The sequence below is a fragment of the Lysinibacillus xylanilyticus genome (genome assembly GCF_001708185.1).
GTDB classification, from domain to species: Bacteria; Bacillota; Bacilli; order Bacillales_A; family Planococcaceae; genus Lysinibacillus; species Lysinibacillus xylanilyticus_A.
This window is the reverse complement of sequence record NZ_MDDN01000015.1, coordinates 12924-39246: the sequence shown is the minus strand read 5'-3', so window position 1 is coordinate 39246 and position 26323 is coordinate 12924. Positions and strand designations below refer to the sequence as shown.

23 protein-coding genes and 3 pseudogenes are annotated in these 26323 nt (G+C 34.9%); 11 read left to right on the top strand and 15 right to left on the bottom strand.

All coding sequences use genetic code 11. The annotated features are described in order from the left end of the window. Positions 1-354: 354 nt before the first annotated feature. Entirely contained in the window at positions 355-984 is a 630-nt protein-coding gene (locus BFJ97_RS19325) for a GNAT family N-acetyltransferase (protein WP_068986282.1), read from the bottom strand. A gap of 130 nt (positions 985-1114) precedes the next feature. Here BFJ97_RS19325 and BFJ97_RS19320 point away from each other — a divergent pair, with 130 nt between their 5' ends. Together BFJ97_RS19320 and BFJ97_RS23845 are read left to right on the top strand one after the other, a co-directional pair. Beyond that, on the top strand, positions 1115-1933 hold the full coding sequence (locus BFJ97_RS19320) for a MerR family transcriptional regulator (protein WP_068986328.1): 819 nt from the start codon (positions 1115-1117) through the stop codon (positions 1931-1933). A 15-nt stretch (positions 1934-1948) separates the two neighbouring features. Further along, positions 1949-2056, top strand: coding sequence for a hypothetical protein (locus BFJ97_RS23845; protein WP_083227102.1), 108 nt, complete (start codon positions 1949-1951; stop codon positions 2054-2056). A gap of 178 nt (positions 2057-2234) precedes the next feature. On the opposite strand, the gene BFJ97_RS19315 is transcribed toward BFJ97_RS23845, so the two are convergent. From BFJ97_RS19315 to BFJ97_RS19285, 7 genes are all read right to left on the bottom strand, one after another. Then, on the bottom strand, positions 2235-3335 hold the full coding sequence (locus BFJ97_RS19315) for an ABC transporter ATP-binding protein (protein ID WP_068986281.1): 1101 nt from the start codon (positions 3333-3335) through the stop codon (positions 2235-2237). 292 nt (positions 3336-3627) lie between these two features. Beyond that, entirely contained in the window at positions 3628-4590 is a 963-nt protein-coding gene (locus tag BFJ97_RS19310; RefSeq protein WP_068986280.1) for a sugar phosphate isomerase/epimerase family protein, read from the bottom strand. Positions 4591-4849: 259 nt separating this feature from the next. Continuing rightward, on the bottom strand, positions 4850-5560 hold the full coding sequence (locus BFJ97_RS19305) for an HAD family hydrolase (RefSeq protein ID WP_068986279.1): 711 nt from the start codon (positions 5558-5560) through the stop codon (positions 4850-4852). Positions 5561-5668: 108 nt separating this feature from the next. Further along, positions 5669-7021, bottom strand: coding sequence for an ABC transporter substrate-binding protein (locus tag BFJ97_RS19300; protein ID WP_068986327.1), 1353 nt, complete (start codon positions 7019-7021; stop codon positions 5669-5671). Positions 7022-7046: 25 nt separating this feature from the next. Then, entirely contained in the window at positions 7047-7874 is an 828-nt protein-coding gene (locus BFJ97_RS19295) for a carbohydrate ABC transporter permease (RefSeq protein WP_068986278.1), read from the bottom strand. Positions 7875-7877: 3 nt separating this feature from the next. Next, on the bottom strand, positions 7878-8744 hold the full coding sequence (locus BFJ97_RS19290) for a carbohydrate ABC transporter permease (protein ID WP_068986277.1): 867 nt from the start codon (positions 8742-8744) through the stop codon (positions 7878-7880). A gap of 243 nt (positions 8745-8987) precedes the next feature. Continuing rightward, on the bottom strand, positions 8988-9896 hold the full coding sequence (locus BFJ97_RS19285) for a DUF2268 domain-containing protein (RefSeq protein WP_068986276.1): 909 nt from the start codon (positions 9894-9896) through the stop codon (positions 8988-8990). A 276-nt stretch (positions 9897-10172) separates the two neighbouring features. Here BFJ97_RS19285 and BFJ97_RS19280 point away from each other — a divergent pair, with 276 nt between their 5' ends. Further along, positions 10173-11363, top strand: a complete 1191-nt coding sequence (locus BFJ97_RS19280; RefSeq protein WP_068986275.1) for an MFS transporter — start codon at positions 10173-10175, stop codon at positions 11361-11363. 187 nt (positions 11364-11550) lie between these two features. Here the strand turns inward: BFJ97_RS19280 and BFJ97_RS25300 are convergent. Continuing rightward, positions 11551-12020: pseudogene (locus BFJ97_RS25300) on the bottom strand (radical SAM protein); the annotation flags it as partial. Positions 12021-12121: 101 nt separating this feature from the next. Between BFJ97_RS25300 and BFJ97_RS19275 the strand changes: the two are divergent. The 6 genes and pseudogenes from BFJ97_RS19275 (at position 12122) to BFJ97_RS19245 (ending at position 18096) form a co-directional block, all read left to right on the top strand. Beyond that, the gene (locus tag BFJ97_RS19275; RefSeq protein ID WP_068986274.1) at positions 12122-12805 is read left to right on the top strand and encodes a GntR family transcriptional regulator; all 684 of its coding nucleotides are present in this window, start codon (positions 12122-12124) and stop codon (positions 12803-12805) included. 21 nt (positions 12806-12826) lie between these two features. After that, positions 12827-13460: pseudogene (locus BFJ97_RS19270) on the top strand (sterol desaturase family protein). 954 nt (positions 13461-14414) lie between these two features. After that, positions 14415-14852 (top strand): LytTR family DNA-binding domain-containing protein, encoded by a 438-nt coding sequence (locus tag BFJ97_RS19260; RefSeq protein ID WP_068986271.1) that lies wholly within the window; start codon positions 14415-14417, stop codon positions 14850-14852. A gap of 14 nt (positions 14853-14866) precedes the next feature. Continuing rightward, positions 14867-15301, top strand: coding sequence for a DUF3021 family protein (locus BFJ97_RS19255; RefSeq protein ID WP_068986270.1), 435 nt, complete (start codon positions 14867-14869; stop codon positions 15299-15301). A 288-nt stretch (positions 15302-15589) separates the two neighbouring features. Then, entirely contained in the window at positions 15590-16894 is a 1305-nt protein-coding gene (locus BFJ97_RS19250; RefSeq protein WP_068986269.1) for an alpha/beta hydrolase family protein, read from the top strand. 200 nt (positions 16895-17094) lie between these two features. Continuing rightward, entirely contained in the window at positions 17095-18096 is a 1002-nt protein-coding gene (locus BFJ97_RS19245) for a LysM peptidoglycan-binding and 3D domain-containing protein (protein ID WP_068986268.1), read from the top strand. 310 nt (positions 18097-18406) lie between these two features. On the opposite strand, the gene BFJ97_RS19240 is transcribed toward BFJ97_RS19245, so the two are convergent. Then, positions 18407-19195: a DeoR/GlpR family DNA-binding transcription regulator gene (locus BFJ97_RS19240; protein WP_068986267.1), complete on the bottom strand. Its 789-nt coding sequence runs from the start codon at positions 19193-19195 to the stop codon at positions 18407-18409. Positions 19196-19554: 359 nt separating this feature from the next. Here BFJ97_RS19240 and BFJ97_RS19235 point away from each other — a divergent pair, with 359 nt between their 5' ends. Further along, positions 19555-19953 (top strand): glucosamine 6-phosphate synthetase, encoded by a 399-nt coding sequence (locus BFJ97_RS19235; protein ID WP_068986266.1) that lies wholly within the window; start codon positions 19555-19557, stop codon positions 19951-19953. Positions 19954-20111: 158 nt separating this feature from the next. On the opposite strand, the gene BFJ97_RS19230 is transcribed toward BFJ97_RS19235, so the two are convergent. Beyond that, on the bottom strand, positions 20112-20888 hold the full coding sequence (locus tag BFJ97_RS19230; protein WP_068986265.1) for a class I SAM-dependent methyltransferase: 777 nt from the start codon (positions 20886-20888) through the stop codon (positions 20112-20114). Positions 20889-21443: 555 nt separating this feature from the next. Here BFJ97_RS19230 and BFJ97_RS19225 point away from each other — a divergent pair. Beyond that, positions 21444-21815 carry a hypothetical protein gene (locus BFJ97_RS19225; RefSeq protein WP_068986264.1) on the top strand — a complete coding sequence of 124 codons (372 nt, stop codon included), beginning with the start codon at positions 21444-21446 and terminating at the stop codon, positions 21813-21815. Positions 21816-22011: 196 nt separating this feature from the next. Here BFJ97_RS19225 and BFJ97_RS19220 read toward each other — a convergent pair whose 3' ends face one another. The 4 genes and pseudogenes from BFJ97_RS19220 to BFJ97_RS19205 form a co-directional block, all read right to left on the bottom strand. Next, positions 22012-23775 (bottom strand): M60 family metallopeptidase, encoded by a 1764-nt coding sequence (locus tag BFJ97_RS19220; RefSeq protein WP_068986263.1) that lies wholly within the window; start codon positions 23773-23775, stop codon positions 22012-22014. Between the two features lie 554 nt (positions 23776-24329). Then, entirely contained in the window at positions 24330-24563 is a 234-nt protein-coding gene (locus BFJ97_RS19215; RefSeq protein ID WP_068986262.1) for a hypothetical protein, read from the bottom strand. 152 nt (positions 24564-24715) lie between these two features. Further along, positions 24716-25236: pseudogene (locus tag BFJ97_RS19210) on the bottom strand (GNAT family N-acetyltransferase). 101 nt (positions 25237-25337) lie between these two features. Then, positions 25338-26201, bottom strand: a complete 864-nt coding sequence (locus BFJ97_RS19205; protein ID WP_254660208.1) for a GNAT family N-acetyltransferase — start codon at positions 26199-26201, stop codon at positions 25338-25340. Positions 26202-26323 lie beyond the last annotated feature (122 nt).

Below are 26323 nucleotides of genomic sequence, written 5' to 3'. Positions count from 1 at the left end.
ACCTGAAGTTTTTATCGGACAGTGGGAGGTTGGTTTGGTGTTCGATTTCTAGGGGGCAATTTATGAATCATTTGTAGCAATTGTTCCTATATCTTTTTCGGTCAATTATTAACAAAACTTGATTTTGATTAAAAAATCAAGGATAAACGGCTATTCATGATCTGTACTAAAAACCTATTAATTGTCCTCAATGCAAATTATTCATCCTTGTCCGTGAAAAATTGGAATTCATAATCTTGTATCGTATGTGTTTGTTGTTCATTTTAAGCAAAAACAAGCGCACACCTGTCATACGGTGTGCGCTTGGTTCTATAGGTGTTGGCAGCGAATTGTCCAGCTCCTTATCGCTATTAATTAAAAATCATAACCATATATAAACACGTTAAGTTTTTCCTTTGTTGAATCAAATTGAATTTCTTTTTCACCTATACGATCGAAGTTTTGACTGTCATAATATCCATAGTTACATCTATTATCTGTATATAAATATAAAGATTTCACATCCATACTTTGCGTATAATTAAACAAATCATTCATTAGAGCCTTACCAACCCCAAGACCTCTAGATTCCCCCGATACAATAAATAATTCTATACAACCTTGAAAATCATCTTCTTTTCCGTGTATCAGTTCTTTATATGCCTTTTGAACCTTTCCATACTCTTTCATAAATTTTTTATTTTCCTTATTAGTTAAGAGGACTTTTATTATGGAATAGGCAAAACTGAAAATATTATGGGCTTTTTTTAAACGGTTTTTGTCCTTTTTCGCATGGCCCAAAATAATACCAATAACCTTATTGTCTTTTTCTGCTACTTTGCTAAATGAGCTTTCTAAAATGCAACCGTGTAAGTAGATGTTTAATACTGAATCTAAAAATTTCTTATCCTTAATAAATTCATTGAAACCAAATGCTTCACCAATCAATTCTTTAACCGCTTCATAATCTTCTTTAACTAGACTTCTGTATATTACTTTTTCCATATTTAAAAACTCCCTGTTATATAAGTAAATTCATTTAGTATTTCTTGCAAATGCCCTATAATGATCATAAGGTCTCCCCTAAGAGGAGAGTCAACGATTCAGTAAGAAAAAATATAAGGAAGTGATGATGGTGCAACACTTATTTTCTATTGGGGAAGTTTCGAAAATGAAGGACATTACAATAAAAGCTTTACGCTATTATCATAAAATGGGGATTCTTATTCCAAAATATATTGATGAAACAACAGGCTATAGATATTATTCTATAGATCAATTTATTCATATAGATATAATAAAAAGCTGTAGAGAATTAAAAACAAGCATTGTCGAACTTCAAGAAATTTTTAAGAACTGTAATACTGATGAATTACTGGCATTTTTACAATTAAAAAAATATGAAGCTGAAGAACAAATAAAGAAAATACAGGAAGTCATCAAAACCATTGATCGTTTAAATATAAAGGTAGAGACTTCTAAAGATATTTTAATTAATGATGACATATCTATTCAGTTCTTTGAACAGCGTTCTGTAGTTGTAGCACCGTGTAAAGAAGTAGGAAGTTTACAGGAGTTACTATATTATTCAGACTTAGAGAAGAGCATTCAAGATAAAGGCGGAAAAATGTCACTTGAAAGAGGGATCCTCTACAACGTTAATGCAGAGTCGAATGTAATACCAATGTATGTTTTTAGTAGACTTCAAGGAGATGCTGCTTTAGAAGCTGAACAAAATATAAAAACATTACCAAAAGGAAAGTACTTAACGATAGCTTATAGTAAAAAAAATGAAGAGGAGCGTAGAAATAAAATAATTAAATTTGTAAAAGAGAATAAGTTAACAGTAAGAAGCTTCATTGAAGTAGAGTTATATAACGATTTCTTTAATACAGAATCTTATAGTTGTCAAATTCAAATATTTATAGAAAATAACGAAACTGTTGATTGTTAGGATAATTCACAGGAGATGGCAGCAACTATTGGTATTAGTGAATTTACTTTACAAGATTATGTTCGTTCTGCCATTCGCAAACTGATACATTCAATCGTGTCCAAGGAGTTCCCGAAGCATTAGGAAAGCGAGTAGCCCGTAACGGAAATCCGAGTTTCACGATCGATAAAAATAGTTAATCAACACACCTGATTATGCGCAAAAGTAATAAAGTAGTATTTGATAAAGCAAAAAGAGATTTAGGTCTTAAGCTAAATCTCTTTTTATATCTTATATAGAAAGCTACTTCAATAATGATGATTTATAAAATAATTCTTTTTTCAGTTTGAGCATCAAAATAATGAGCTTTCTCCATATTCAACATAAGGTCCATCTTTGATTGGCTTTGCACATCGGTTGAGGAGTCAACACGTGCAACGAAAGATTGACCATCATGATTCGAATAGAGATATGTTTCCGAACCCATTAATTCTGCCACTTCAATATGGACTGTTACCTTCGTTTGATGTGGTAAGTCTTCAGATGTTTGACTAACAGAGAAGTCTTCTGGTCGTATACCTAAGATGATTTCTTTATTCATATACCCGTTATTTTTAAAGCACTCTAGCTTCTCTTCTGGCACCTGAAGCTTCCAATCTCCCACAATAAAAGCACTTTCCGTTAATGTTCCTTTGAAAAAATTCATTCCAGGAGAGCCAATAAAACCTCCTACAAATACGTTCGCTGGTCTATCATAAACTTCTTTAGGTGTACCCACTTGTTGGATGATGCCGTCCTTTAACACAACAATACGTGAAGCCATCGTCATCGCTTCGATTTGATCGTGCGTAACATAGATCGTTGTTGTTTGCAATTGGTGGTGTAATTTTGAAATTTCGGCACGCATTTGAACACGAAGCTTTGCATCTAAGTTTGACAACGGCTCATCCATTAAAAAAACTTTTGCATTCCGAACAATCGCACGTCCTAATGCCACACGCTGCCGTTGTCCACCTGAAAGAGCTTTTGGCTTTCTCTCCAAATATTCTTCAAGCCCAAGGATTTCCGCTGCATGTTTTACACGTTCTTCAATCTCTTTTTTGCTATACTTTCTAAGTTTTAAACCGAATGCCATATTTTCGAAAACCGTCATATGTGGATAAAGAGCGTAATTTTGGAAAACCATTGCGATATCTCGATCTTTAGGTGCAACATCATTCATCCGCTGTCCATCAATATAAAAGTTTCCATCTGTAATCTCTTCAAGACCTGCAATCATACGTAAAGTCGTCGATTTCCCACAACCTGAAGGTCCTACAAAAACGATAAATTCTCCATCCTGCACTTCTAGGTTAAAATCTTTTACGATTGTTGTATCATTATCATATTTTTTATAAATATGTTCGAATAATAGCTGAGCCATCATTGCCTCCTAATATTGTGATTTTCAAGTGAAGATTAGCTCATTACCATAATGTTGGGTTGATTTCCGTTCCGGCTGGGCGCTTTGCCGCTGACGCTTCGCTTTCGCGCAGAGCAGAGCTTCCTGGGGGCGTCCGATGAGCCGCTTCACTCGCGTTGCTCGCTGCAGGGTCTCATCTGTGACGCTGATCCCCAAGGAGTCGCCCAGCCTCCACTCCAATCAACTTATAGACATTGCATATGTTTTAACAAATATAATTCCTAATTTTTGGTGATGAGATTAAAAATTGACGTTATCTACAATACTTATCTCTAAGCGCTATTGCATGTTTAATCGATTGTTCAGCACCTTGAATTTGTTTTTCGATCAGCTCTTCTAAATGTTCTTCAGCAGGATAGTAATAATTTTCTGGCTCGATAACATTTCGATCAAATGGAGGATCCTCTACTTTGAACGCACCTTCGCCTACTTCAAAAACCCCTCCTGTACCTTTTTCCCTTTTAAACTGAGCTACATAAGGATAGCACATTTCAATATTAATTCTTGTTAACGGAGAATGCTCCACCATAATTTTAAAGATTTCATCTAAATCAATATTCCCTTGCCCTGCTGGAACACCGCACACTTTATAACCATCTTTTGCTTCGATGATAATATGATCTTTAAAGTGGGTTGTATACGTATATGGAGCGAGCTTTCTTGCTGCTTCCACAGGGTCTTCCCATGCCATCATTGAATTTCCAAAATCACAATGAGCGCCTACCCAATAGCTGTTTACCTCATTGACAATTTGTATGATTTCATCAGCTATTTCTTCCTCGTGGTTTTCAACGGCAAGTTTAATTCGATATTTTTTTAGAAGTGGCACAATTTTTTTTATATTATTCGGTGCTTGATCTAGTAATTCTTTATCATATTTCCCTGGACAGCAATACGTCCGAATCACATCTGCCCCAATTTTATGTGCTACTTCGATAACCTCTGATAAATGGTCAGGTTCTGTTCCTCTTGCGTCAATCTCAGCGTATAATCCATATTTTTCGATTTCCTGACGTACCTTCTGCAAATGATCCGGTTCAGCGCCACCAAGAGCTCCCCACTTAGGATGCAAATATTTATCGCCAGGATAAGCAATGACATTAATCATGACGCCATCTAATCCATGTTCTGCTGTTGTTCTAATAAAATCAAAAATATCCATGTGACCATTTTGAAAAAGTAAGTGATAGGTTTCTGTTTCTAAGCCTAATTTCATCCGTTTCACCTTCTGTGTAATAAAATTTTTGAATATCAGACAATAACATTTACTAAGAGCACTTATAACCCCTTAATATTTTACTGTCTTCCTAGAAAATTTAGCTTCAGCCCATTATCTGGCTTTTTTACCTGTTTTTTATTGAGTTAAGAGACTTCTGTAGCTGACCTTTGCTTTCGCTACAAAACCATTAGCTGAAAGAAGTTAAAATAGTCATTGTTTTTAGTTGGCTTGACCTCTCTCGTTTAATAACAATGTGCTATAAAATCTTTTGAATATCTTTAACACTATCTATAATATAATCCGCTTTTCCTTCAAGATCTTCCTTCCTACATGCACCAGAAAGAACTCCTGCAACTTCAATATTACTATTTCGTGCAAATCGAATGTCAGTTAATGTGTCACCTACCATTAAAACTTCTTCATCATTCAGTAGAAATTTATCTTTGAACTTATGATAACAATCACTATAAGGTTTAGGTTTGTTGATTCCATCATCAGCACTTAAAAAATCTATATACTCGTAAAGCTTAGTCATTTTAAGTGAATGAACAGCTGCATCAATATCATCTGCTGTCACAATACCGATAATATACGCATGATCTTTTAAATATTTTAGTGTTTCTTGTGCACCTTGTACTTCTGTAAATACGAGGTCATCTGATGTTGAATGCTTTTTGAATGACGCACACACATCATGTATAAATTCCCCTTTTTTCACATTCTTTTTTTCTTCTACTATTGAATACCATGCCGCTGCAATAAAGGAATTCGTTTGACTAGCTAGTAAGCTCGTACTCTCAAAATCATTATTGTCCATTCCAATAATTTGCAAGTATTCATTTCGTTTGTTCTTTTCATTCGGATACTTTTGAAAGACGTCATGAAGTACACAATCAACGATTTTATACCAAACCGAATCGAGCTGTATTAATGTGCCATCCTTATCGAAGATGATTCCTTTTTTCATTTTTTTGCCTCCTCTAACTTAAAACCTATTATTTTGTTCTAACTGTAAGACAATAAAGGTACTTCTTCCATTCAAAAGAGAAGCACCACCATTTCTCTTCGAAAAGTTTTATTTATTTACTTTGTCTAATTCTTGCTGGGCAATTGTTGCTGCTTCATCTAATGCTTCCTTAGCAGAGATCCCTTCGATTTCTACTTTATCTTTCGCTATATCTAGTGCATCATAGATTTTTCCGCCTGTTGGATCAATAAATGGTGAAACGCCATATTCATTCGCTTGCTCTAACGGAACTAACGCCTGTGGTTGTTTTTTTACGAATTCTGCATAAGGCTTATAATCAGTGACATTATTTTGAACAGGGATATAGCCTGTTTCCATTGACCATTCAGCTGTTTTTTCAGTAGTTGTCGCAAATTTCATAAACTCATATGCACCTTGTGCTACTTCTGGATCAATATTTCTAGTTAATGTGAAAAAATATGCTTCTAATTTCGGTGCTGGCTTATGATCACCCCAGCCTGGTTGCGGAACGGCTCCAAACGTAGCCAGTCTTTCCGCCTCATCCATCCCCTCACCTAACGATTTGTAGACAAATCCTTGGTCACCAGATGAACCTGTATATCCTAACGTTTTACCTTCAACAAAATCAATAATTGTGTTATCCCAATATTCCCATCCAGTACCACCTGTATGAATGTTCATGATTTTATCTTCATGAAGCCACTTACGGTATTTCTCCCATACCTTTACCCATGTTTCATCGTTAATTAAAACTTTTGTTCCGTCTTCACTTAATACATTTCCTCCAGCACTTCGAACCGAATCAATTAAATTTGTCGTACCCCAAATTGGCATCCACCCTGCATATTGAACGTTGCCATTTTCATCACGTTTTGATACTTTTTCAGCTACCTTCTCAAGCCCTTCCCATGTCTTTAAGTCATCCGTAGTAAAGCCATTTTCCTCTAATACTTTTTTATTATAATAAAGTATTTGAGTTGTACCATATAGAGGAATTCCATATATTTTCCCATCTACTGTTGCTTGACTAACAAAACCTTTACCATAATTCTCTATTTTCAATTCTTTATCATTATTGATAAATGGATCGATTGGGACAACTAAATCTTTGTTAATGTAGTTTTGAATAACGTCTGAACCTAGTAAAGCTATGGCTTCTTGATTGTTTGCCGCAAATCCACTTTGAAGCTTTTGATAAGACTCATCGTAGTTGCCTGCTTTTGTCGTTTTTACAACGTACTTGTCCTGACTTTCATTGAATTCCATCACAATCTTATCTAAACGATCCGCAAGGGACCCCCCAACTCCGTTAATAAATGGGACAACGATTTTTTCCCCTTCTTTCGTTACCTTAACTGTATTTCCTTCTCCTCCAGAACATCCTGCTAGTACACTAACAAATAATGATACAACCATAAAAAGCGTTAATAATTTCTTCATCATGAAATGCCTCCTTTAAAATTAGTTAACCTTTTATTCCAGAATCAGAAACACCTGAGAGGAACCATTTTTGCAATACTAAAAATACAAGTAAAAGTGGGACTGTAGCGATTGTACTTGCAACCATAATGTGTGACCAATCCCTACCTAATGAGCTATTAATGAAATAATCAGCAATCCCATTTGTGATTAATTTTTTATCGTTATCTTTTAATACTAACGCTGGCCAAATATAGTTATTATAGTTTTCTATAAATGTCACTAAACCTAGTGTTACAAATGATGAACGTGTCACCGGAAAGACAATCTTCCAAAGGATTTTCCAATCACTAGCTCCATCAATTTTGGCTGCTTCTACAATTTCATAACCAACTTTAAGGAACGCTTGTCTTAAATAAAAAATCCCAAATACACTAACTGCTAAAGAAATAATATATCCGAAATGGGTATTAAGAATTCCCATTTTTGCTAACATCACATAAACAGGAACATACGATACAGCACCTGGAATCATATATGTTGCCATGACAACGCCAAACGTTAATTCTTTCCCTTTAAATTTATAAAATGCCAACATATAAGCAAAGAGCGCTGACGAAATAAGAACATAGATTGTAATCAGCAAAGAAGTATAGAAACTGTTAAAGATATACGTGTGAAAAGGAATGATTTCTAATACTTCAGAATAATTTTCCCAATGGAATTCTTTTGGCCAAAAACTACCTTGTAGTACTTCACTGGATGTTTTAAACGAACTAAGGATCATCCATATAAAAGGAAAGACAAACAAGATACTTGATACAGCTAAAAAGAGATGCTTGAAAATCAATGGCGTCTTTTTTCGATTACTCATGTCTTAATAATTCACCCACTTGTCACCTATTATCTTGTTTAAAAACGATAGTAGGATTGTAATGATTAATATGATAAATGCGATGGCTGTCGCTGATCCCATATCAAATTGTTCAAATGCTTGTTCAAAGAATAAATAGAGTAATGTTCTTGTCGAACCACTCGGCCCACCTTGTGTTAAGATTTTAATTTGATCGTATGCTTGCAGCGATACAATCGTATTCACAACAATTAAGAAAAAAGTTGTTGGTGAAACCATTGGGAGTGTGACATGTCGAAACTTTTGCCATGCATTTGCTCCATCGATACTCGCCGCTTCATATAAGCTATCAGGTACTTTCTCTAATGCACCAATATAGAAAATCATTGTCCATCCAACTAGTTTCCAAACCGTTACAATAATAACTGCTAGCATTGCGGTTTCACTGCTCTTAAGCCATTCCAAACCAGGTATTCCTACTAAACCTAACAGCTTATTGATAACACCTAGTTCCGGTTCATATAGAAGTGACCATACAATCGATACAGCTACTGTTGGTGTTACCCATGGTGAAAAAATCATCAATTTATAAATGGCAGAGCCTTTGAAATTTTTTCTAAAGAACAGAGCAAAACCTAATCCTAATACAGTTGTTGGAATAACTGTCCCAAATCCAAAATAAAGAGTGTTTAGCAATGCCTGCTTAAATGATGCCTGGGTAAACAAATTGAAATAGTTATCTAAACCAACAAAATGAAAATCATTTGTCATGAAATCCCAGTCTGTAAAACTAATACCTAAACTAAACAAATTCGGAATGATCCAAAAGAGTATAAGAGGTATTCCAACCGGTAATAAAAAGAACGCAGCCTTTGAAAATTTTATTTGCATTCATGTCACCTCCTGTTTCACATTGTAAAGCCAAATTATTAATCAGATGTTGTACTTTTATTAACAAGTTGTAAAAATAAACATATAAACAAAGTAAAACAACATAAAAACCATTTTTCACATAAAAAAACTATTTCTCGTTTTCATTGAGAAATAGTTTGATTGATTATTAGGTGTAGTTTAGTAATAAATTTTGATTATTTATAAATCCGTTGTTGCCCTACCGATCAGTTGTAAGTGAGGTTAATCGAAAAATTTAGAGACGCTCACTATTTCTTCAGTAGGAGTCAGTGTCGCTTCGGCAATGCTCTTGTTACTGTTAGCTAAGTATTTCTTAATCAAATGGTAACCAATAGTATAACCTGCATTCCCTGATAAACCAACTGGACTATACCCCTTTCTCTTAGCAACCTCATCACCAAACATATAAGCTGATACTTCCCCAAAACCTTTCGTCTTTCGTCCTTCTTTTATCACTTCGATTGAGTACGCCATCTCTTCTTGATCAAAATCTTCAATCCAAGGTCCAATCAATTCTTTCCCATACATTTCTTCAGCAAAACATTCAGCTAAACCTTCCAATACTATATATTCTTCTACAGTCACGTCACCATGATTAAATGGTTCAAATGTAAAACGAACATTATGATTAAACTCGTGAGCTAAAGCGGATTTTAATCGTTTCTTATTAAAATCATTAGGAACAGCCATTAGCAAAATATATCCCGGTATTCCACCAAAACCTGAATATCCTTTATTTACTTTCATTTCTTGACTATCTTCATCCCCTAAAAGAATAGTTATGTCGATTTTTTCTAGTGGAATAGAATAACCGATCTTTTCAAATGCATCCATTCCTTTTGAAATCACTTCCTGATATTCATCAAAAATTCTAGATTCTACAAGCTCTGGTAGATTATCTTCAACTTGTTGAATAGATTTTCTAGGCGTCCAAATCCCTAACATCTCTGATGCCATAACAACATCGTATCCATTAGGTTGTGTTGCTTTTAACGGTACATTTAAATAATCCCATATTGTTTTCATTGGTTGCATCAAGTCATAACGGAATGAATTCTCATTAACATTTCCTAGTAAACACTTTTCATAGAAATCCAAGCTATTGATTAAATTGATCCTTACTTTTCCCACGTTATCGCCCCCTTTTCTAAAAGCTTAATCCTTTACGCAACGTCAATGTAAAGCTTTTAATGTTTACTATTGCATTCCATGTACTTAGTCCGTTTCTTAATCATTCAACAAAAATATGCATACTTTAATAGTCTTCTTCTTACTCTACAGCCTTGTCGATTGTGGTGTTCTATTGATTAAGAAAGGGTTTTTCTCGCTAAAAATTTTGTGGTATGATGTTCAGGTTGTGTATTTACTCTGTGACACATTTACATACATCTAAGAAAAGAGGTATTTATGCACCCCACAAAATTAACCAAGCGACATTGGTTGCTCATTTTAACACTCTCTTTATTAACATTTGTACTCGGGACAAGCGAATTTGTTATTGTCGGAATTTTAACAGATATTTCTTCGAGTCTTCATATGACAAATGCAAAGGCAGGCACACTCGTCTCTGCGTTTGCCATTACGTTTGCCATCGCCACACCCCTAGTGATGTCAGCAACAAGTCATTTACCAAAGCGTAAATGGATGTTGTTTTTGATAGGATCTTTCATCGTCTTGAATGCTTTGTGCGTCATTTCGACGAGCTACTTCATGCTCCTTGTACTTCGGATTATGACAGCGATTGTAACAGGAGTATTAATCTCTCTAGCTATGATTGTTGCAAGTGAAACCATGCCAATTAAAAAACGCGGACTTGCGATATCATTCGTTTTTGGTGGTTTCACACTTGCAAATGTCGTTGGAGTGCCAATTGGTATTGTCATCGCCGAACGGTACGGCTGGAATGCCACTTTCATGTTAACCACTTTCCTAGGAGGATTGGCGTTTTTGGCATCCTTTTTTGTCTTACCTAATGGTCTCAGCCAAGAACGCAGCTCGATACGGGATCAGTTTTCTTTAATGACCAAGCCACGAATTTTGATGGCTTTTTTCATTCCTGCTCTCGGATTTGGCGCAACTTATGCCGTCTTTACTTACCTTGTTCCTATCTTAAAGGGAATGGGAGCACCCGATCATTCAATTAGTTTAATCTTATTTGCTTACGGGTTTATCTCGATTTTCAGCAACATCCTTGCCGGTAAAATTGCCAGCCACAATCCAATCGGTCGCCTTCGGTTTGTTTTTCTCGTGCAGGCAGTTGTTCTGACAAGTTTATTTTGGACAACAAATCACTTTATTTTAGGACTGGTAAACATTGGCTTCATGTCGTTAATGGCCATCCTCTTAACAACATCTACTCAGCTATATTTAATAGACCTCGCTGGAATTTATCAGCCAAATGCTACAGGACTCGCGGCTTCACTTATGCCAGTGGCAAGCAATGTAGGCATCGCTTTTGGTTCTGCATTAGGCGGAATTGTATACCATCAAGGGAATTTGATGAATGTAACATGGGTCGGTGGAATCGTTGCAGTCTGTGCAAGTCTACTAACTTTCTTTTGTCATCTTTTAGACCAAAAACAAAAGAAATCAGCCTAAAAATGAAATGAGCAATTATACAAATGCAACATATACTTTAGTAGAAATACAAATCCAACAGGCACGTTCGCATGAAGCGAATGTGCCTGTTTTTAAAAAACGCACTTACTTTTGATCAGGTTTACCTCGTTATATCTAAATGAGGCATTGCTCAATCTAACTTACTATATCCTAGCCATTTGCCTATCTATTTTCCAAACCTTTTGCGAAATCCGCATTTTCTACATAGTTCCATCACTCCCACACTTCGTGAAAAACCATCTGCAAGGTTTTGGGCTCAAACTATCTCCAGAAATTGAATTTTCATTACTATTTCCTCTCACCACCTAGGCAACAAGGAATAACGGTTCTGTTTGCTAAAAACTCCCGCTTTATTTCGTATGCCTAACAGATGCCCTTCTCAACATCTTCTTCATGGAACGCAGGCTAATGAAACTCTTAATCTTGATTGATGAAGATGCGGTCCGCAATTTTCACGCCGCTTCTTGGTATGACCTTCACCTTAATTTTGTAGTCTAAATCAAATTCTTTCTCAATAATTTCTAGTAATTCTCTGATTCGTTTTCTTTCAATATTCGTCGAATTGTCTTGTGTAAGGTTCCATAATCTTAGGGAAACCATTAGATCTAATTGGATCGTTGCTTCTCTAATAAAATTTCGTCACATTCCATTGACAGAAAATTCAAACTTGATATATACTTTTTGGTATTACCACTGTCTTTAATTTGTATTACCAAAAAAACAAAGGGGAAGAGGATTTGAAAGAAAAAGAACGCTCCTCAGATAAAATTGAGAATGAATTAATTAGATCTATATTGGCTGGTGTTTATTCTATAGGAAGTACTTTACCGCCGGAAAGAGAGCTTGCAAAAGAATTTGGGGTTGGTCGACCAACTATTCGAGAGGCACTTCAACGTTTAGGAAAGAGTGGATGGATAACAGGGAGAAAAGGAATGCCTGCGATTGTAAATGATTATTGGCGCAATGGGAATCTATCGACACTTGTTAATATTGTTGAGAATCATCATACCATTACAGATGAATTCGTCATGTACTTATTAGAATTAAGAAGTTCTTTGACTCCGACTTATATTCGTGATGCTGTTACGTTTAATCAACCGAAAGTGGTTGCTCTCCTTGCCAATCTAGAGCAGCTTGAAGATTGTGCAGAAAGCTACGCAGCATTTGATTGGGATTTGCAAAAAAGGTGTGCTGGTCTGGCTGCCAATCCAATCTTTCTACTTATTTTGAATAGCTTCGATTCCATTTATATAGATATGGCGAAGAGATTTTTTTCTGTAAAAGATCATCGTGAGTTGTCCTTCAACTATTACCACGAGTTATTAAAAGCTGCATTAAAGGGAGATGCAATGGAGGCGGAAAGGTTATCTACGACAACAATGGCGAAAAGCTTGGCTCTTTGGAAAGATAGAAAAAAATAAAAAATGCTGGAGGCGTGATCAATGAAAATGAAATATATGAAAGAATATTTTTCCTACCCTGATATATTAATCATGAGCTGTCTATTCCTCATTAGCTTTGGTTATATGATTCTACATTTAACCTCTTTCGGAATTTTGGGTGCTTTTATTCTGGGCATGATTATGTATTCCTTAGCTGAGTATGTTACACACAGGTTTCTTTTTCATCTGAAACCACCAAAGAATGCTTTTTTGTTAAAAATGCTTAAACGCTTACATTATGACCACCATTCAAGTCCGAATGAATTACATTTATTATTTTTACCCTTATGGTATAGTGTGCCAAACATTGTAATTGTAGCAGCCATTTTTTATTTTCTTTCATCTAGCTTTATCATGACAAACGCATTTATTGCAGGCATCATGCTCTTTTTATTATTTTATGAGTGGAAGCATTATATCGCCCATCGCCCCATACAGCCAATATCTCCATGGGGGCGTTGGATGAAAAAGGTTCATTTATGGCATCATTTCAAAAATGAAAATTACTGGTATGGTGTTACGAATCCTGCCTATGATTTTCTCATGGGTACCTTTAAAAACCAAAAGGATGTTGACCAAAGTAAAACTGCTAAAAATCTAGAGAAACGTGGTTGACCAGAAAATAGAATTATAACAAATAATCCACTGTCACTCCCTGAGAAATGTCGAATGAACTTTTGCATGTTAGAAGAAATCTGTTCCGTGAAGTATAAGAATGTGCGGGAACACAGGGACGATATTTATAAACTTTAAATAAACATAAAAAGCCACAACCCATTCATAAAGCGGTTTTGGCTTTTTTGTGTTTTCAGTTACTTATGATAATTTTCGTTGTTTTTTTGCTTTTTAAAAGAAAAATGAAAACACGGAAGCACAATGGTAGTGACCATCCATTTTTTTCGAGAATCTTAACGAGTGCGGTAAAGACAAGAAATCTTTATGGTACGGAATTTCATGCGATTTTACATCATCAAATGCAGGCTGCTTTTCTTAAGACAAACTCGAGGAATGAGTGAGGCCGTTCCCCTACTCTCTCGCTACAAGGTCTCATCTGTGATCCCCAAGGAAGTAGCCCAGCCTCCACTACAATCAACTTATATACAAAACAACTTCTTAACAATGTCACCCACATCTTTTGGTGATGAGCCTTATTTGTAGAATTCATTTCACTTATGTTCTCAGCTTTTGCTCAACACTCCCCCTTGTCAGTATTCTACCTTGTATTGTCAACTGCTATCTTTGTTAGTCAAGTAAGATCAGAAATTATTATGAGAATCGATTTACACAACCATGATTCCTTTTTGCCCAAACAAGTTCTCTAACCGTTTGACTTTAACATTGTTATAAGCTGCACTACACTTTTCCTGTACCGCTGCCTTTTCTCCTCTGGCTAATATCTAGTATAAATCCCAATAATCAAATAAAATGTAAAATAGAACTGTATATGGAGTGTTATAATAAAGTAGTCTGAAGGATGGAAGTATTATCCCGATCCGATTGTACTAATCAACGCGCCAACACTTGAAAACAATGAAAAACAAAAACCCTTAGTCGACCTGAAATAATTTGAATTTTCGCAGGTGATAATATGAAAATTAGAATAGAAGAAATAAGCAAAGAAATGAAAGAAGAAATCCTCATCAGATGTCATGAAGTGAATGACGAAATATACGAAATCGTAAATAGGCTGAAAACTGAAAACCTCATTGTACTCGGCTATCAAAATGATAGAGTTCACCGTATTAAGCTTAGTGCTATCTATTATTTCGAGGCAGTTGATGGAAAGGTTTTTCTTTACTGCAAGGAAAACGTTTTTGAGGTAAAACAAAAGCTTTATGAGCTTGAGGAATTATTACAGGGAAAGAACTGTTTTCGTGCATCCAAATCAACAATTTTGAACATAGCCAAAATTTCTTCTATTAATCCGTCCATAAGTGGCCGATTTGAAGCGGTACTTGATAATGGGGAACGGGCTGTTGTATCAAGACAGTATGTGCCAGTCCTTAAAAATATGCTTGGATTATAAAAGGAGGGATAAAAATGAGAACTAGCGCATTTGTACAGAAGATTGTTAAAGATTTCTTGATTATCTTCGCATCCATCATCATGATCATTACTATTTTGCGACAAATGTTTTATCCCGATATGTCCTTTGATTTGAATTCGATTTATATCATTATGGCATTTTCATTTTTAAGCGCCTCAATTGGATTTATTTTGTATTCTCCTAATGCTATAAGCGAGAAGCAAATGCGGATAAGAATGGCCATACACTTTTTCACTTTAGAGATTCTATTGATTACCCTTAGTAGTATTTTTGGTATTGTGAATAGTGTATTAGATTGCATCATTTTGGCCTTACAAATTGCCGTAATCTATCTCCTAGTTCGTTTACTGTCATGGCAAAAGGATAAAAAAGAAGCAAAAAAAATCAACGAAAAACTAAAAGCATTTAAGAAAGACGCATTTGAGTAGTCAATAAAATCATAAAGCAGCAGTTATCTGGAAGCAGTATATTATGAGGCTAGAACATAACTGATCAAAACCTTAAAAAGCGCGAGAAATCAATTTAGCAACGTTGATTTCTTGCGCTTTTCTGATGTAAATTTTTTTGATTTTGCATTGAAATATTTTTATGTCCCTGCCCCTTTTTTACAACTTAGTCGCTCGTGGATACAACTTACCGTTTTTCTATATACTTCCTTTCAGCGATTACATATGATGAGTTCAATAAAAATGAATCGAAAAAAAGGAGTAACTACTATGGGAATTTTATTATTATTGATCACTTTGATTTTCGAGATTACTTTTGCAATCTACTGTGTTATAACGAAACAAAATCACAAAAAAATGAAGAGTTGGATGAGGATTGCTATGTTTATAGCCTTTGTAATACTCACACTTTCATCGGTGATTGTGTGGAATTTCCGCTGGGTAATGCCTACAATAGTACTTTTCATTTTGGCAGTACAGGGAACGATTTCTCTTATCCGTAACAAAACAAATAACCAACAATACAAAACTTCATCTATTATGTGGAAAACCATGATTACGATATTGGCATTGGTATTTGCATTTACACCTGCAATTGTTTTTCCACAGCATAAATCACCAAAAGTGACTGGTCAATTTCAAGTCGCAACCGCTACTTACACATATATTGACAAGAATCGTATTGAGCAATTTACTGATAAGGGGGACAACAGATTTGTTAATGTGGAGTTTTGGTATCCAAAAAACGCAGATGAAACATACCCTCTATTGGTGTTCTCACATGGAGCAACTGGTATTAAGGCAAGTAATACGTCTACCTATACTGAACTCGCAAGTCACGGTTATGTAGTCGCTTCAATCGATCATCCTTATCACTCTTTTTATACCGTTTCAAATGATGGAACGAAGGCTTTAATCAATACTGATTATAACAGTGAAATCAGCAATTCTAATAAAGAAGGCATTTACACGAAGGAAGAAGTTTATGGACTCATTCAAAAATGGATGAAACTTCGAACAGACGATATGAATTTTGTCATTGATACTATACTTACAAAAGCCAAAAGTGACAATGACCCCATTTATCAACATATCGATACAGAGAAAATTGGTGTGTTCGGGCATTCAATGGGCGGTGCTGCAAGTGTTTGGATCGGTAAAGAACGTGATGATGTAGATGCAGTTGTAAATATTGACGCACCGTTCTTTAGTGAGCTTATTTATAATAGAGAAATAGATGATTTTGTAGCGCGAAACGAAGACTTTACAATCCCACTTCTTAACATTTATTCTGACGATGTTTGGGAACAACTCGAAAGCAACTCTACTTACGTAGCGAACAAACTCAATAACGAACACTTCAAAGATGCATATACTACTCATTTAAAAGGGGCAAAACATTTAAGCTTAACCGATTTACCACTTTTCTCTCCTATACTTGCAAATATTCTTCAAGGCGGAAGGGCCGACATTGATCAATATTACAGTATTGAAAAGACAAACGAACTCATTCTTGAATTTTTTGACAATAAGTTAAAAGACAAAGGACATTTCACTCCCAAAGAAACATATTGATTTTTTTCTAGTAGCTATAATAATTTTTGATATTGAAAGCGACTCAAAAAATAATAATACTTTCTTAGTAATAGTAGCAATATTATTGCAATATAATTGACATGGACGTAAACGAATTAACATCTCCTTGTTCTTTTTCTCAGAAAAATCTATGTTACGATTATTTTAGATTAGCAACCAAGAACATGGAGGATAAAAAAATGCTTAAAAAAATTATATCAATTGTACCAGTTGCAATGCTCTCGGCAACTTTAAGTGCTAATGCTCAAGCTGCAACGATTACCGTACAAAAAGGAGATACCCTTTGGGATTTATCACGTGCACATAATACTTCTGTAGAAAATATCCAAACGTTGAATCATCTTACTACCGACCTTATTCACCCAGGGGATGTCCTAACCATTGCACAACAATATACCGTTAAACAAGGTGATACATTATGGGACATCGCCCTAGATCATCAAGTAACAGTTTCGCAAATTAAAGAATGGAACCAATTACAGACTGATTTCATTCATCCAGGTTTAAAACTATTCATCTTTGATGGTTTGAAAACTAGTAAGACGGCTGTCACTGAAAAACCAATAATGCCTGCAGCAAATGAAGCAAAGGGAACTACAACTTCAGCAGCCCCACCATCAACAAATAAAACAACTTCAAAGGATCGTACACCTGAAGCAACTGCTCCATCAACAAGCAATACTGCTGCAAAGGATCATACACCGGAAGCAATCGCTCCAGCAACAAGTAATACTGCTGCAAAGGATCATATACCGGAAGCAACTGCTCCAGCAACAAGTAATACTGCTGCAAAGGGGCATACTCCGGAAGCAACTGCTCCAGCAACAAGTAATACTGCTGCAAAGGGGCATACTCCGGAAGCAACTGCTCCAGCAACAAGTAATACTGCTGCAAAGGAGATTACAGTGGAAGCTTCAGCCTATACGGCTTCATGTGAGGGATGTACCGGTATTACCGCTACTGGAATTAACCTTAAAACAAACCCAAATGCAAAGGTCATCTCAGTTGACCCTACTGTAATCCCACTTGGTAGTAAAGTTTATGTTGAAGGCTATGGTGAAGCAATTGCAGGAGATACTGGCGGAGCCATTAAAGGAAATCGAATCGATGTCTTTTTCCCTTCTCAACAAGATGCAATCAATTTCGGAGTAAAAAAATTAAAGGTAACAATCTTAAACTAACAATTCTAATTTCATCCTATTCTTAGGATTTCATATATATATATAAAAAGGTGATTTTGTATCCTTTTAATAAGCAAAAAAGAACCAGCTTCGGTCCTTTTTTGCTTATTTTTTCAGCTCTTTTAAATCAATAAATGTTATATAACTAACCTGATTGGCAATTTAATAGATGAAACTATTCGACTTCGTCAACCTTGTTCCCATCTAATTGGTGTGTGCCCCCGACTGTTTCGCCCTTCCCTTTGCAATTTATTACAATATCGATATCGTGAAGTAAATTCGGTTCTTGGCAGTTGGATATTCTTTTCCTCTAAACGGTTATTATTTCAACACCTTTTGCTATTAAAGCTCTTTGCCATTCTGCATCGAGCTTAGCATTCGTAAATAATAGATCGATATCATCAAAACTCCCACTTTTATAAAACTTCATTAAGTTGAATTTTGATTCATCGACCATCATGACAACTTGTCTTGCATTTTTCTTTAATCGATTAAATATTTGAGCGTCCTCAATATACGTGCATGTTAATTCCTTTTCCAATGAAATTCCATCACAAGAAGCAAATAATTTATTCACCGTAAAATGATCAAGTAAGTTTAATGTCATATCACCAGATAATGCTAATGAATTTGTATTTAACATTCCACCGGCTACTATCAGTTTGCAATCAAATGACTCATACTGTTCCTTTAGCTCTATAATTTTATTCGCAGCAGGTATAGAGTTTGTCAAAATAGTGAGGTTTTTTTTGTCATATAGATAGTCCAATATTTGCATCGTCGTTGTGCCAACTTCAATGGCAATAATATCATTATCCTCTACTAATTTACTTGCTGCCATTGCTATACTACGTTTTTTATCAATGTTTTCATTGCGACGTTTATTAAAAAATAATTCCACGGTATGATCGTTTTTCTTTAGAGCTCCACCGTGTATTTTCGTTAGCTTGCCTTCTTTATGCAACAAATCTAAATCTCTTCGGATGGTTTCTGTCGTGACATTTAGTACTTTTGCTAAATCGTTGACCATCACTCGATTGTATTGATCTAGCTCATCAAGTATGTATTTTCTTCGTTCAAATTGTGTATAAGATTTCATCATAACACCTCTTTGTATTCCACAATATACTTTAACCTTAAAGGCTCTTCACCAAAAATGTACTGATCCTTAGTTCTATTGTAATTAAGTTACCCAGCAAATGAAAGTTTCCTATAAATACTTAACCTTTTAAACATTCCCTTTACAATTCCTTCAAAAAATCTCTGAGAAAAGTTGAAACCATTCATTTCGAACTAAATCAAATTTATTCTTGCTAAATCTTTATAATACGACTACCTTCTTCATATTCTCCCCTTCCATTCACGACAAGATAAAATCATTAAACAGAAAATATTATTGTAAGCTAGCAATAATTAGTATAAAGATGATAAAATATACTATTAAAGGGGGCTGCAAATATGGGGAAATTAAGCAAAAGAACTATACTGTGGATTGTGCCAATCGGTATTTTAGGGGTATTTTGGTATTTTTACGGTCCACAAAAGGACATTACAGATAATGAATATATTACATATGTTAAAAACTATTCATTTGAAAATAGTAGTAAAACTATAGAATCGGGCTTTGCAAGTGCTTGTGAAAATCCGTATTGGGTGTATTTTGAAACACAAAAAGGACAAGATGTAGTGGAATTTAAAGGTGATTGTCCCGTTAATAAAAAAACGGAAAAGGTGAATGTTCAATTTTTAGTTGACCGTGACATGACTAATGTGCGGTACGGTGCCATGCTGGTTGACAATAAAATGCAGGAGGAAGCGGATCGGGACAAATACCTTTTAGCTCTATCAGGCGAATAAATGAAGATAAAGCTCTCGTGTGATAATCAGAACGAGAGCTTTTTAGATTAAGTTAAACAGTCCGTTAACAGTACGGAGGTGATGGATTGAATCTCTGTAGCGACGGATTGAATCTACCAAAAATTGAAATAGAACCTTCATTTTCGGAAAACAATTAATCATTTTACCGCTTTCCAAATGGTCCATCTGTCTTTTTCAACTATAGTACTTTCTATTGAAATTGACTTATCCATATAAGTCACTAATGCATTTAATTCTTCATCGTCTAATTCATGTAAAATGCTTCTTCCTGTTCTTTCCTTTAAATCTTTTAATAATTGCTCTTTCTGTTCATACACTTCCCTGGTTTCCCATAGTTTTACTTCTTTAATCTCGCTAAATCCTATTTCCTTCAGTGTTTCAACTACTCGGTCGCTACTATGTCTGCGTTTAATTTCTTGTTCTTTTAATTTTGGAAAACGTTCAAAGAAATAACCTCTTATATGGCAGTCATCACCTTTTAATAAACAATCTTCTGGTGTACGGTCTTGGATAATGTAGACCCCTTTATCCTCCAAAATTCGATAGGCCTCTTGAAAACAAGTTTTTAAATCTTGGATATGATGAATTAAAGCTCGTTCAAGTAATAACTGAAAGCTGTCATTCTCTAAGCCTGTATCCAACGCATTCCCTTGTTTGAACGTAATATTATGATAGTCTTTACAATTTTCTTTTGCCCCTACGAGCATGGCCTCCGAAAAATCCACGCCTATTACAGATGGTATACCTATATCTGCTAGTGCTTTTAAATAAATTCCTCCACCACAGCCTATATCTGCAGCCTTAGAAATATTTGTGATCGTGACAAGTTCTTTCAAGGTTTCCATCCATGAGTTGTCAGCATGTCGAGTTGTATAAGAAGTTTGATTGCCCTTATTGTGAAAATCAATTCCCATCTTTATCACTCTTTTCTTTATGGATATTTTTGTTATCTACATTTTACACCTATTATGGAACATAAGTAAAATTAATGTTAATTATAATTTTCAATAAGCTATCCTTATTGATATAAATCACTCTAATGGTTTTAGTTTTTCATATGCATAAAAAGCTGCAAAATAAAGTGCTTCCCAAGAAATACCACTACCGAAACATAAACAACCGTTAATAAATGTGATTATTTACCGTTATAATAACTCTTTACATAAAGGTAACTTTCAGTGTAAAATTACACTATAAGTAACCTTTATTGATAAGGATAATGTTATTTGAATAAAGATTTGATTTTTAAGAATGTTCGACTTATTCATCTTGAAAGAAGATATTCTCAAAAACAATTAGATACTGTTCTATAAAGACACTGGTTATGTTGAAAAAAGAACATCTTTTGATTGGTCGAAACGTATTAGGTCACGAGGTCAAAAAGGAAAAACATTTGGGGGAAATTATTTTGGAATGAGACCACGAAAAAAGAACGTTTATACTATTTAAATTTTAAAGGAGCAATTAACATGAAAAAAAACAAGAAAGTCATTATTTTAAACAGCCTATTAGTAGGAACAATCCTATTAAATCTTTTTATCTTTACTTCACGTATGCCCATTTTCCCTTGGTTTATTGAAGATGCATGGGGATATTTAGGCGTATTCCTAACGGCACCAATCTTAATAGGTATTTATTTCATCCTAAGACATTACCACAAGCTACAATTAGTCACAAACATCAATAAAGTAATTCCCTTATTTGTCGCAGTAACATCACTGATTATTGTATTTATGCCGACAAATGACTTTTTAAATATTGTTGCCCTTGTCATTAACGTAGCAGCTATGGTATTTTTAGCAGCAGGTTCCCTATTCACTCAAAAAGAAATGGCGCTTTAATCAACATATAGACCTTAGTAAGCACAAAATAACCAGGTACTCATTTGTAAAGTGAGTCCTGGTTTTTTGTTTAAATGTATATAATTTAAAAAGTTGATAGCCTTTGGGTTACCCGTACAATAAATAAGCAACCCCTTTAATCACACAAACAATTAACTCTATAGAAAGGATAACGTCTATTTCGTTTTATGATAAATTAATAGCCTAAAATATCTACTTCTGCTGCTGAGGCGTATCCATTTATTCCGTTTACTACCTCTAATTTCACATATTTAGCAGATACGGGATCAAATGTTGCAAATTGTTGTTTCGTGCTATTTTCCCATGTTCCAGAAGTTGCTTTTTGATAATTAACACCATCTGTACTTGTGTAAATGTTGTAGTTAAGAATACGACCATTTGCAGGTCCAGATTGCCTTGGAACATATGCTAGTTGTGTAATCGTACGAGTATTGCCAAGATCAATTGTTAAATAGAACGGATATTTGTTTTGCTCGCTCCATTTACTATGCCAAATCGTACTAGTTCTTCCATCAATCGCATTCGTTGCAGGTTCCACACCTAATTCTTCACTACTTGCAATTACCTTCATGTTTTCTTTAGATAATGTGTTTAACGAAATATGTCTAGTATCCGTCGCTTCCCAAATAGGTGCAGTTACTGTTGGATAATGTAAAGCTTCTATATTCTGTCTAGTTTCTGCCGATGCTTTAAGTCCCCATTGATCAAAAAACGGAAGCAAATTTTGTTTTGCTACTTTGGATGTGTTATAAATAAATGCTTGTATTTTCTCTTCATCCGTTTTTGGAAGTTGATTTTCGGGTAATTCACGATATATTTTATGAAGATTCGGATAAAAATCATCACCATATGCTAAATGAAGTTGCCAAATCATCACAAGCTTCACAAACAAGTCATCAATATTTTTATAATCTTTATCTGTTTGTTTTAAGTATTGAAAGGCTCTTTCATAATCCCCTTCTTTTTCTAAACGTGTTGGTTCATTCGGGAATAATTGCTTTTGTGCAGCTAAAGAATATAGATTAACCGTTACTTCACCCATACCTCTAAGGTCATTCCACTTCCACGGGTGTTGTTGTCTTGCGTGTCCTGCTTCATGCATCTGTCCCCATCCAAACTTATTTACATTCAAAGCACTTTCGATTGCGTTCCCAGCAGTAGTAAAAAAGCCTCCATCAAGAGATGCATACATTCCCCAATCTGATTTGTTAGGGTTTTCTACAAAAGCCCAAAGGCGGCGAGTTGGTCGATGTAAAGGATTAGCGTCTGTTTCAGATAATCCTGATATCTTATCTTGTGCTCGAATCATTTCATCATATTTCTCTAGTAAGGGAACAGGGTCTTGATCTACGATATATTTTCTAGCACTAGCCTGAGTAACAGTAAGTACTGCTTTCTCTGATTTTAGTTGGACGGCATGTGCATCAGGGTATGCATTCATCATAGCAATCCAGTCTTCTTTCGTATGCTTCCCTAATTCAAATAATGGAACAGGGCTTCCACCTTGTGTTACTTTCACGTGAATTGTTCCTGTATTTTGATAGTTATCAAATCCTAATAAACCACCATTCGGAGAGGAAATGGTATTAGAGCCGGGAACAAGTGTAAATTCTTTACCCCATTCTTTATCGTATCCATGTGTACCAATAATAGCTCTAATTGGTTGTGATCCTGATACTTCAATTGTAACTTGTTCATTTGGTTTTACATAGATTCCAGTTGGAGTAAATGTTTTTTGCTGTCCTCTTCTTTCTCTTTTTGCTTCCTCCCCATAGCTCCCTGTACCTGGAAGATCAAATTCTCTTTGTTCATATTGAGCTGTGGTTTGCGTAGCAGCTGTTTCAGCATGAACAACTGAATGATTTGTCATGATAGGTGTAAATAGTGCAGTTGTTAAAATAGCCGAAGTTGCAAATATTTTTATTGATTTTTCTAACATATAAGTTCTCCTTATATCACAAGATTTTTTTAACGTCGATGAAGCAAAAGCTACCAGTGATAGAATGACAAGAATTAAAACCGTCTTTCCCTTTGTGCAGAAGGAAAAGACGGTTTTAATTCTTTATTTACTCTAACACTACTAATAACACCTAACAATAATTATTAAAGCTTAAAAAGCTTGTTTTAATTAAGCGAAAAAACTACTTTTATATAAGAATAAAGGATTAGACATAAAAGCTACCCCGTTATTATTATTTTTTTACAGGCACTTAGACCTAGAACTTATATTTAGATACAATAAAATCATTTATTTCTCCTCAAATAAAACGAAAACTTTACTAATTATACTACTTAGAATGCTGTTTTAAAGGTGTTTAAATAGAGATCAATTGAATCCATATTGTTCAAAAAATAGATAATAAAAACGGTTTCATTCCGATTTTCCCACCGAGTTTTCTATCGTTTTTGAATGTGTAATAGAATAAGTACATAAATTCTTAACAAAAAAACTCATGCAATTAATTATTTTTGCATGAGTTAATCTTATTAAATTCATTTTTCTTCCTCATTTTCAGCAGTATCTACGGATTGGATAATGTTTAGCTCAAGAATTCGAATTTCCTGATTTAACTTAGAAATTGCCGCTTCCATTTGTTCAAAGCGCTCCAATTGACTTTTGCTGAGATTGTCCATTGGTATAGCTTCTTTTAACGCTGCCTGCCTTGCATATAGAATTTCTAGTAAATCCAACTTTTCAAAATAAGCTGTACTATAGTGTATTTCCATACTCAAAGCCCCTTACATTTTACTTTTTCACCACTATAAAATACATGCTTTTACTAGTACTATAACCGAAAAAAGCAAATACAAAACCGGGTCTTAGTTAGCATCTATTATCCAATTTAAAGCTATACAAGAATATATTTCCGTAGGATTTATTATCGAGAAAATGCACCTTCCATATCTCTTTGTAAAAATGAATAGACAAAAGTATCGTGCGCTTGACCATTTTGATACATATAATCTCTCAGAATCCCTTCCTTTTGAAAACCAATTTTAGTTAGTAATTTATTTGAGGCTTCATTTTCTATAAAGACAACAGCCCCTATACGAGTCAGTCCCATGTGCTCAAAGCCATAAGTTACAATTTCGGTAACCGCTTCTAACGTATATCCTTTTCTCCAATAATCAGGATGAATTTCATAACCGATTTCTGCTCGTTTATATAGAGGTGACCAAGCGTTAAAGCCAATTGTTCCGATTATATCATTCGTTCCTTTTCTTTCAATTCCCCATCTTATTCCTCTTTTTTCAGCAAAGTTCTTTGAAAATAATTTTACTAGATTTTCCGCTTGCTGTATTTCTAGGAATGGCTCTTGTCCATAATAAAAATGCTCTCTGCATCATCCTGTGTAAGCTCTCTTAAAATAAGTCTTTCTGTCTCTAAATTAGGAAACATTCAATTCTCCCCCTTTACTTTCTATTTCTCTATATTTCCATTAAAACCCTTTAAAAAATAAAAAAAGAGCACATCCAATAGAATGATGCCCTCATAGGGTTTTAGCCAAAGATTTGCGCTGCTATGGCGAATAGCGTATTATTTCTTGCTGGCATTTTTTCAGCATGAAGAATCATAACTGGAGGTATATTTGCCTTTTTAAAGCCACTTTGCTCTAAAAATTTAGTGAATTCAGCATGTCCAGATGGTACATCCATTCTTAATTTTCCATGATGGTCTTTCGCTAAAGCATCTAAAATATAGGTAGCCGTTTGTGAATCTGGCGCCACAATAGGACCTAAAATTAGATTGATTGGCCCTGCAATAGACATGCCAAAGCCTATAATATTTGCCTGATGGTCTTTCACAACGATACAACGCTGTGATTGTTGAATTCTGTTCTTTAGGAAATTACTTCTTTGATCTCCAAAGGCTGCTGCATCCAGATTAACGATGGCAGCAAAATCAGGCTCTTGAAAATCTTCAAGTGACCACTCGTGAGAAGCAAAGTTTTTTGCCCTACTATAATTGTCGGCAAGATGTTTATGAATATAGTCTACAGTGGTAAAGCCCATTTTCTTATATAAAGGCTCACCATCTTTGGTCGCAACGAGCATAATTGCTGTATGTTCTGAAACACTGTCGATACATTTTTGAGTAGCTAATTTACCTAGACCGAGTCCTCTATAATTCTCATGAACTATGACCATGCCAATTGAAGCTAAATTTCTTTCATATGTAGTAATGGCCGCACTTGATACAATTTTTCCCTCAGCATTTTTGTGACCAAATATTTTACCTGACAACATAACCGTTGTTATTTCGAATTCATCGTAATCCCACCCGACAGAGTCAGAAAGGGCTATTAATCCTGGAATATCATTTGCATCAAATAACACTAACTGTAATGGATTATATGTATTCAATTTATTTATTCCTCCTCAAAAGAACATTTGTTTCCATTTTATATGTATCGATTATTCTATTCAAGTGGAATTTCCAGAAAATTTTTACTCAATACCAAAACGTGAGATTGATTTCCGTTCTG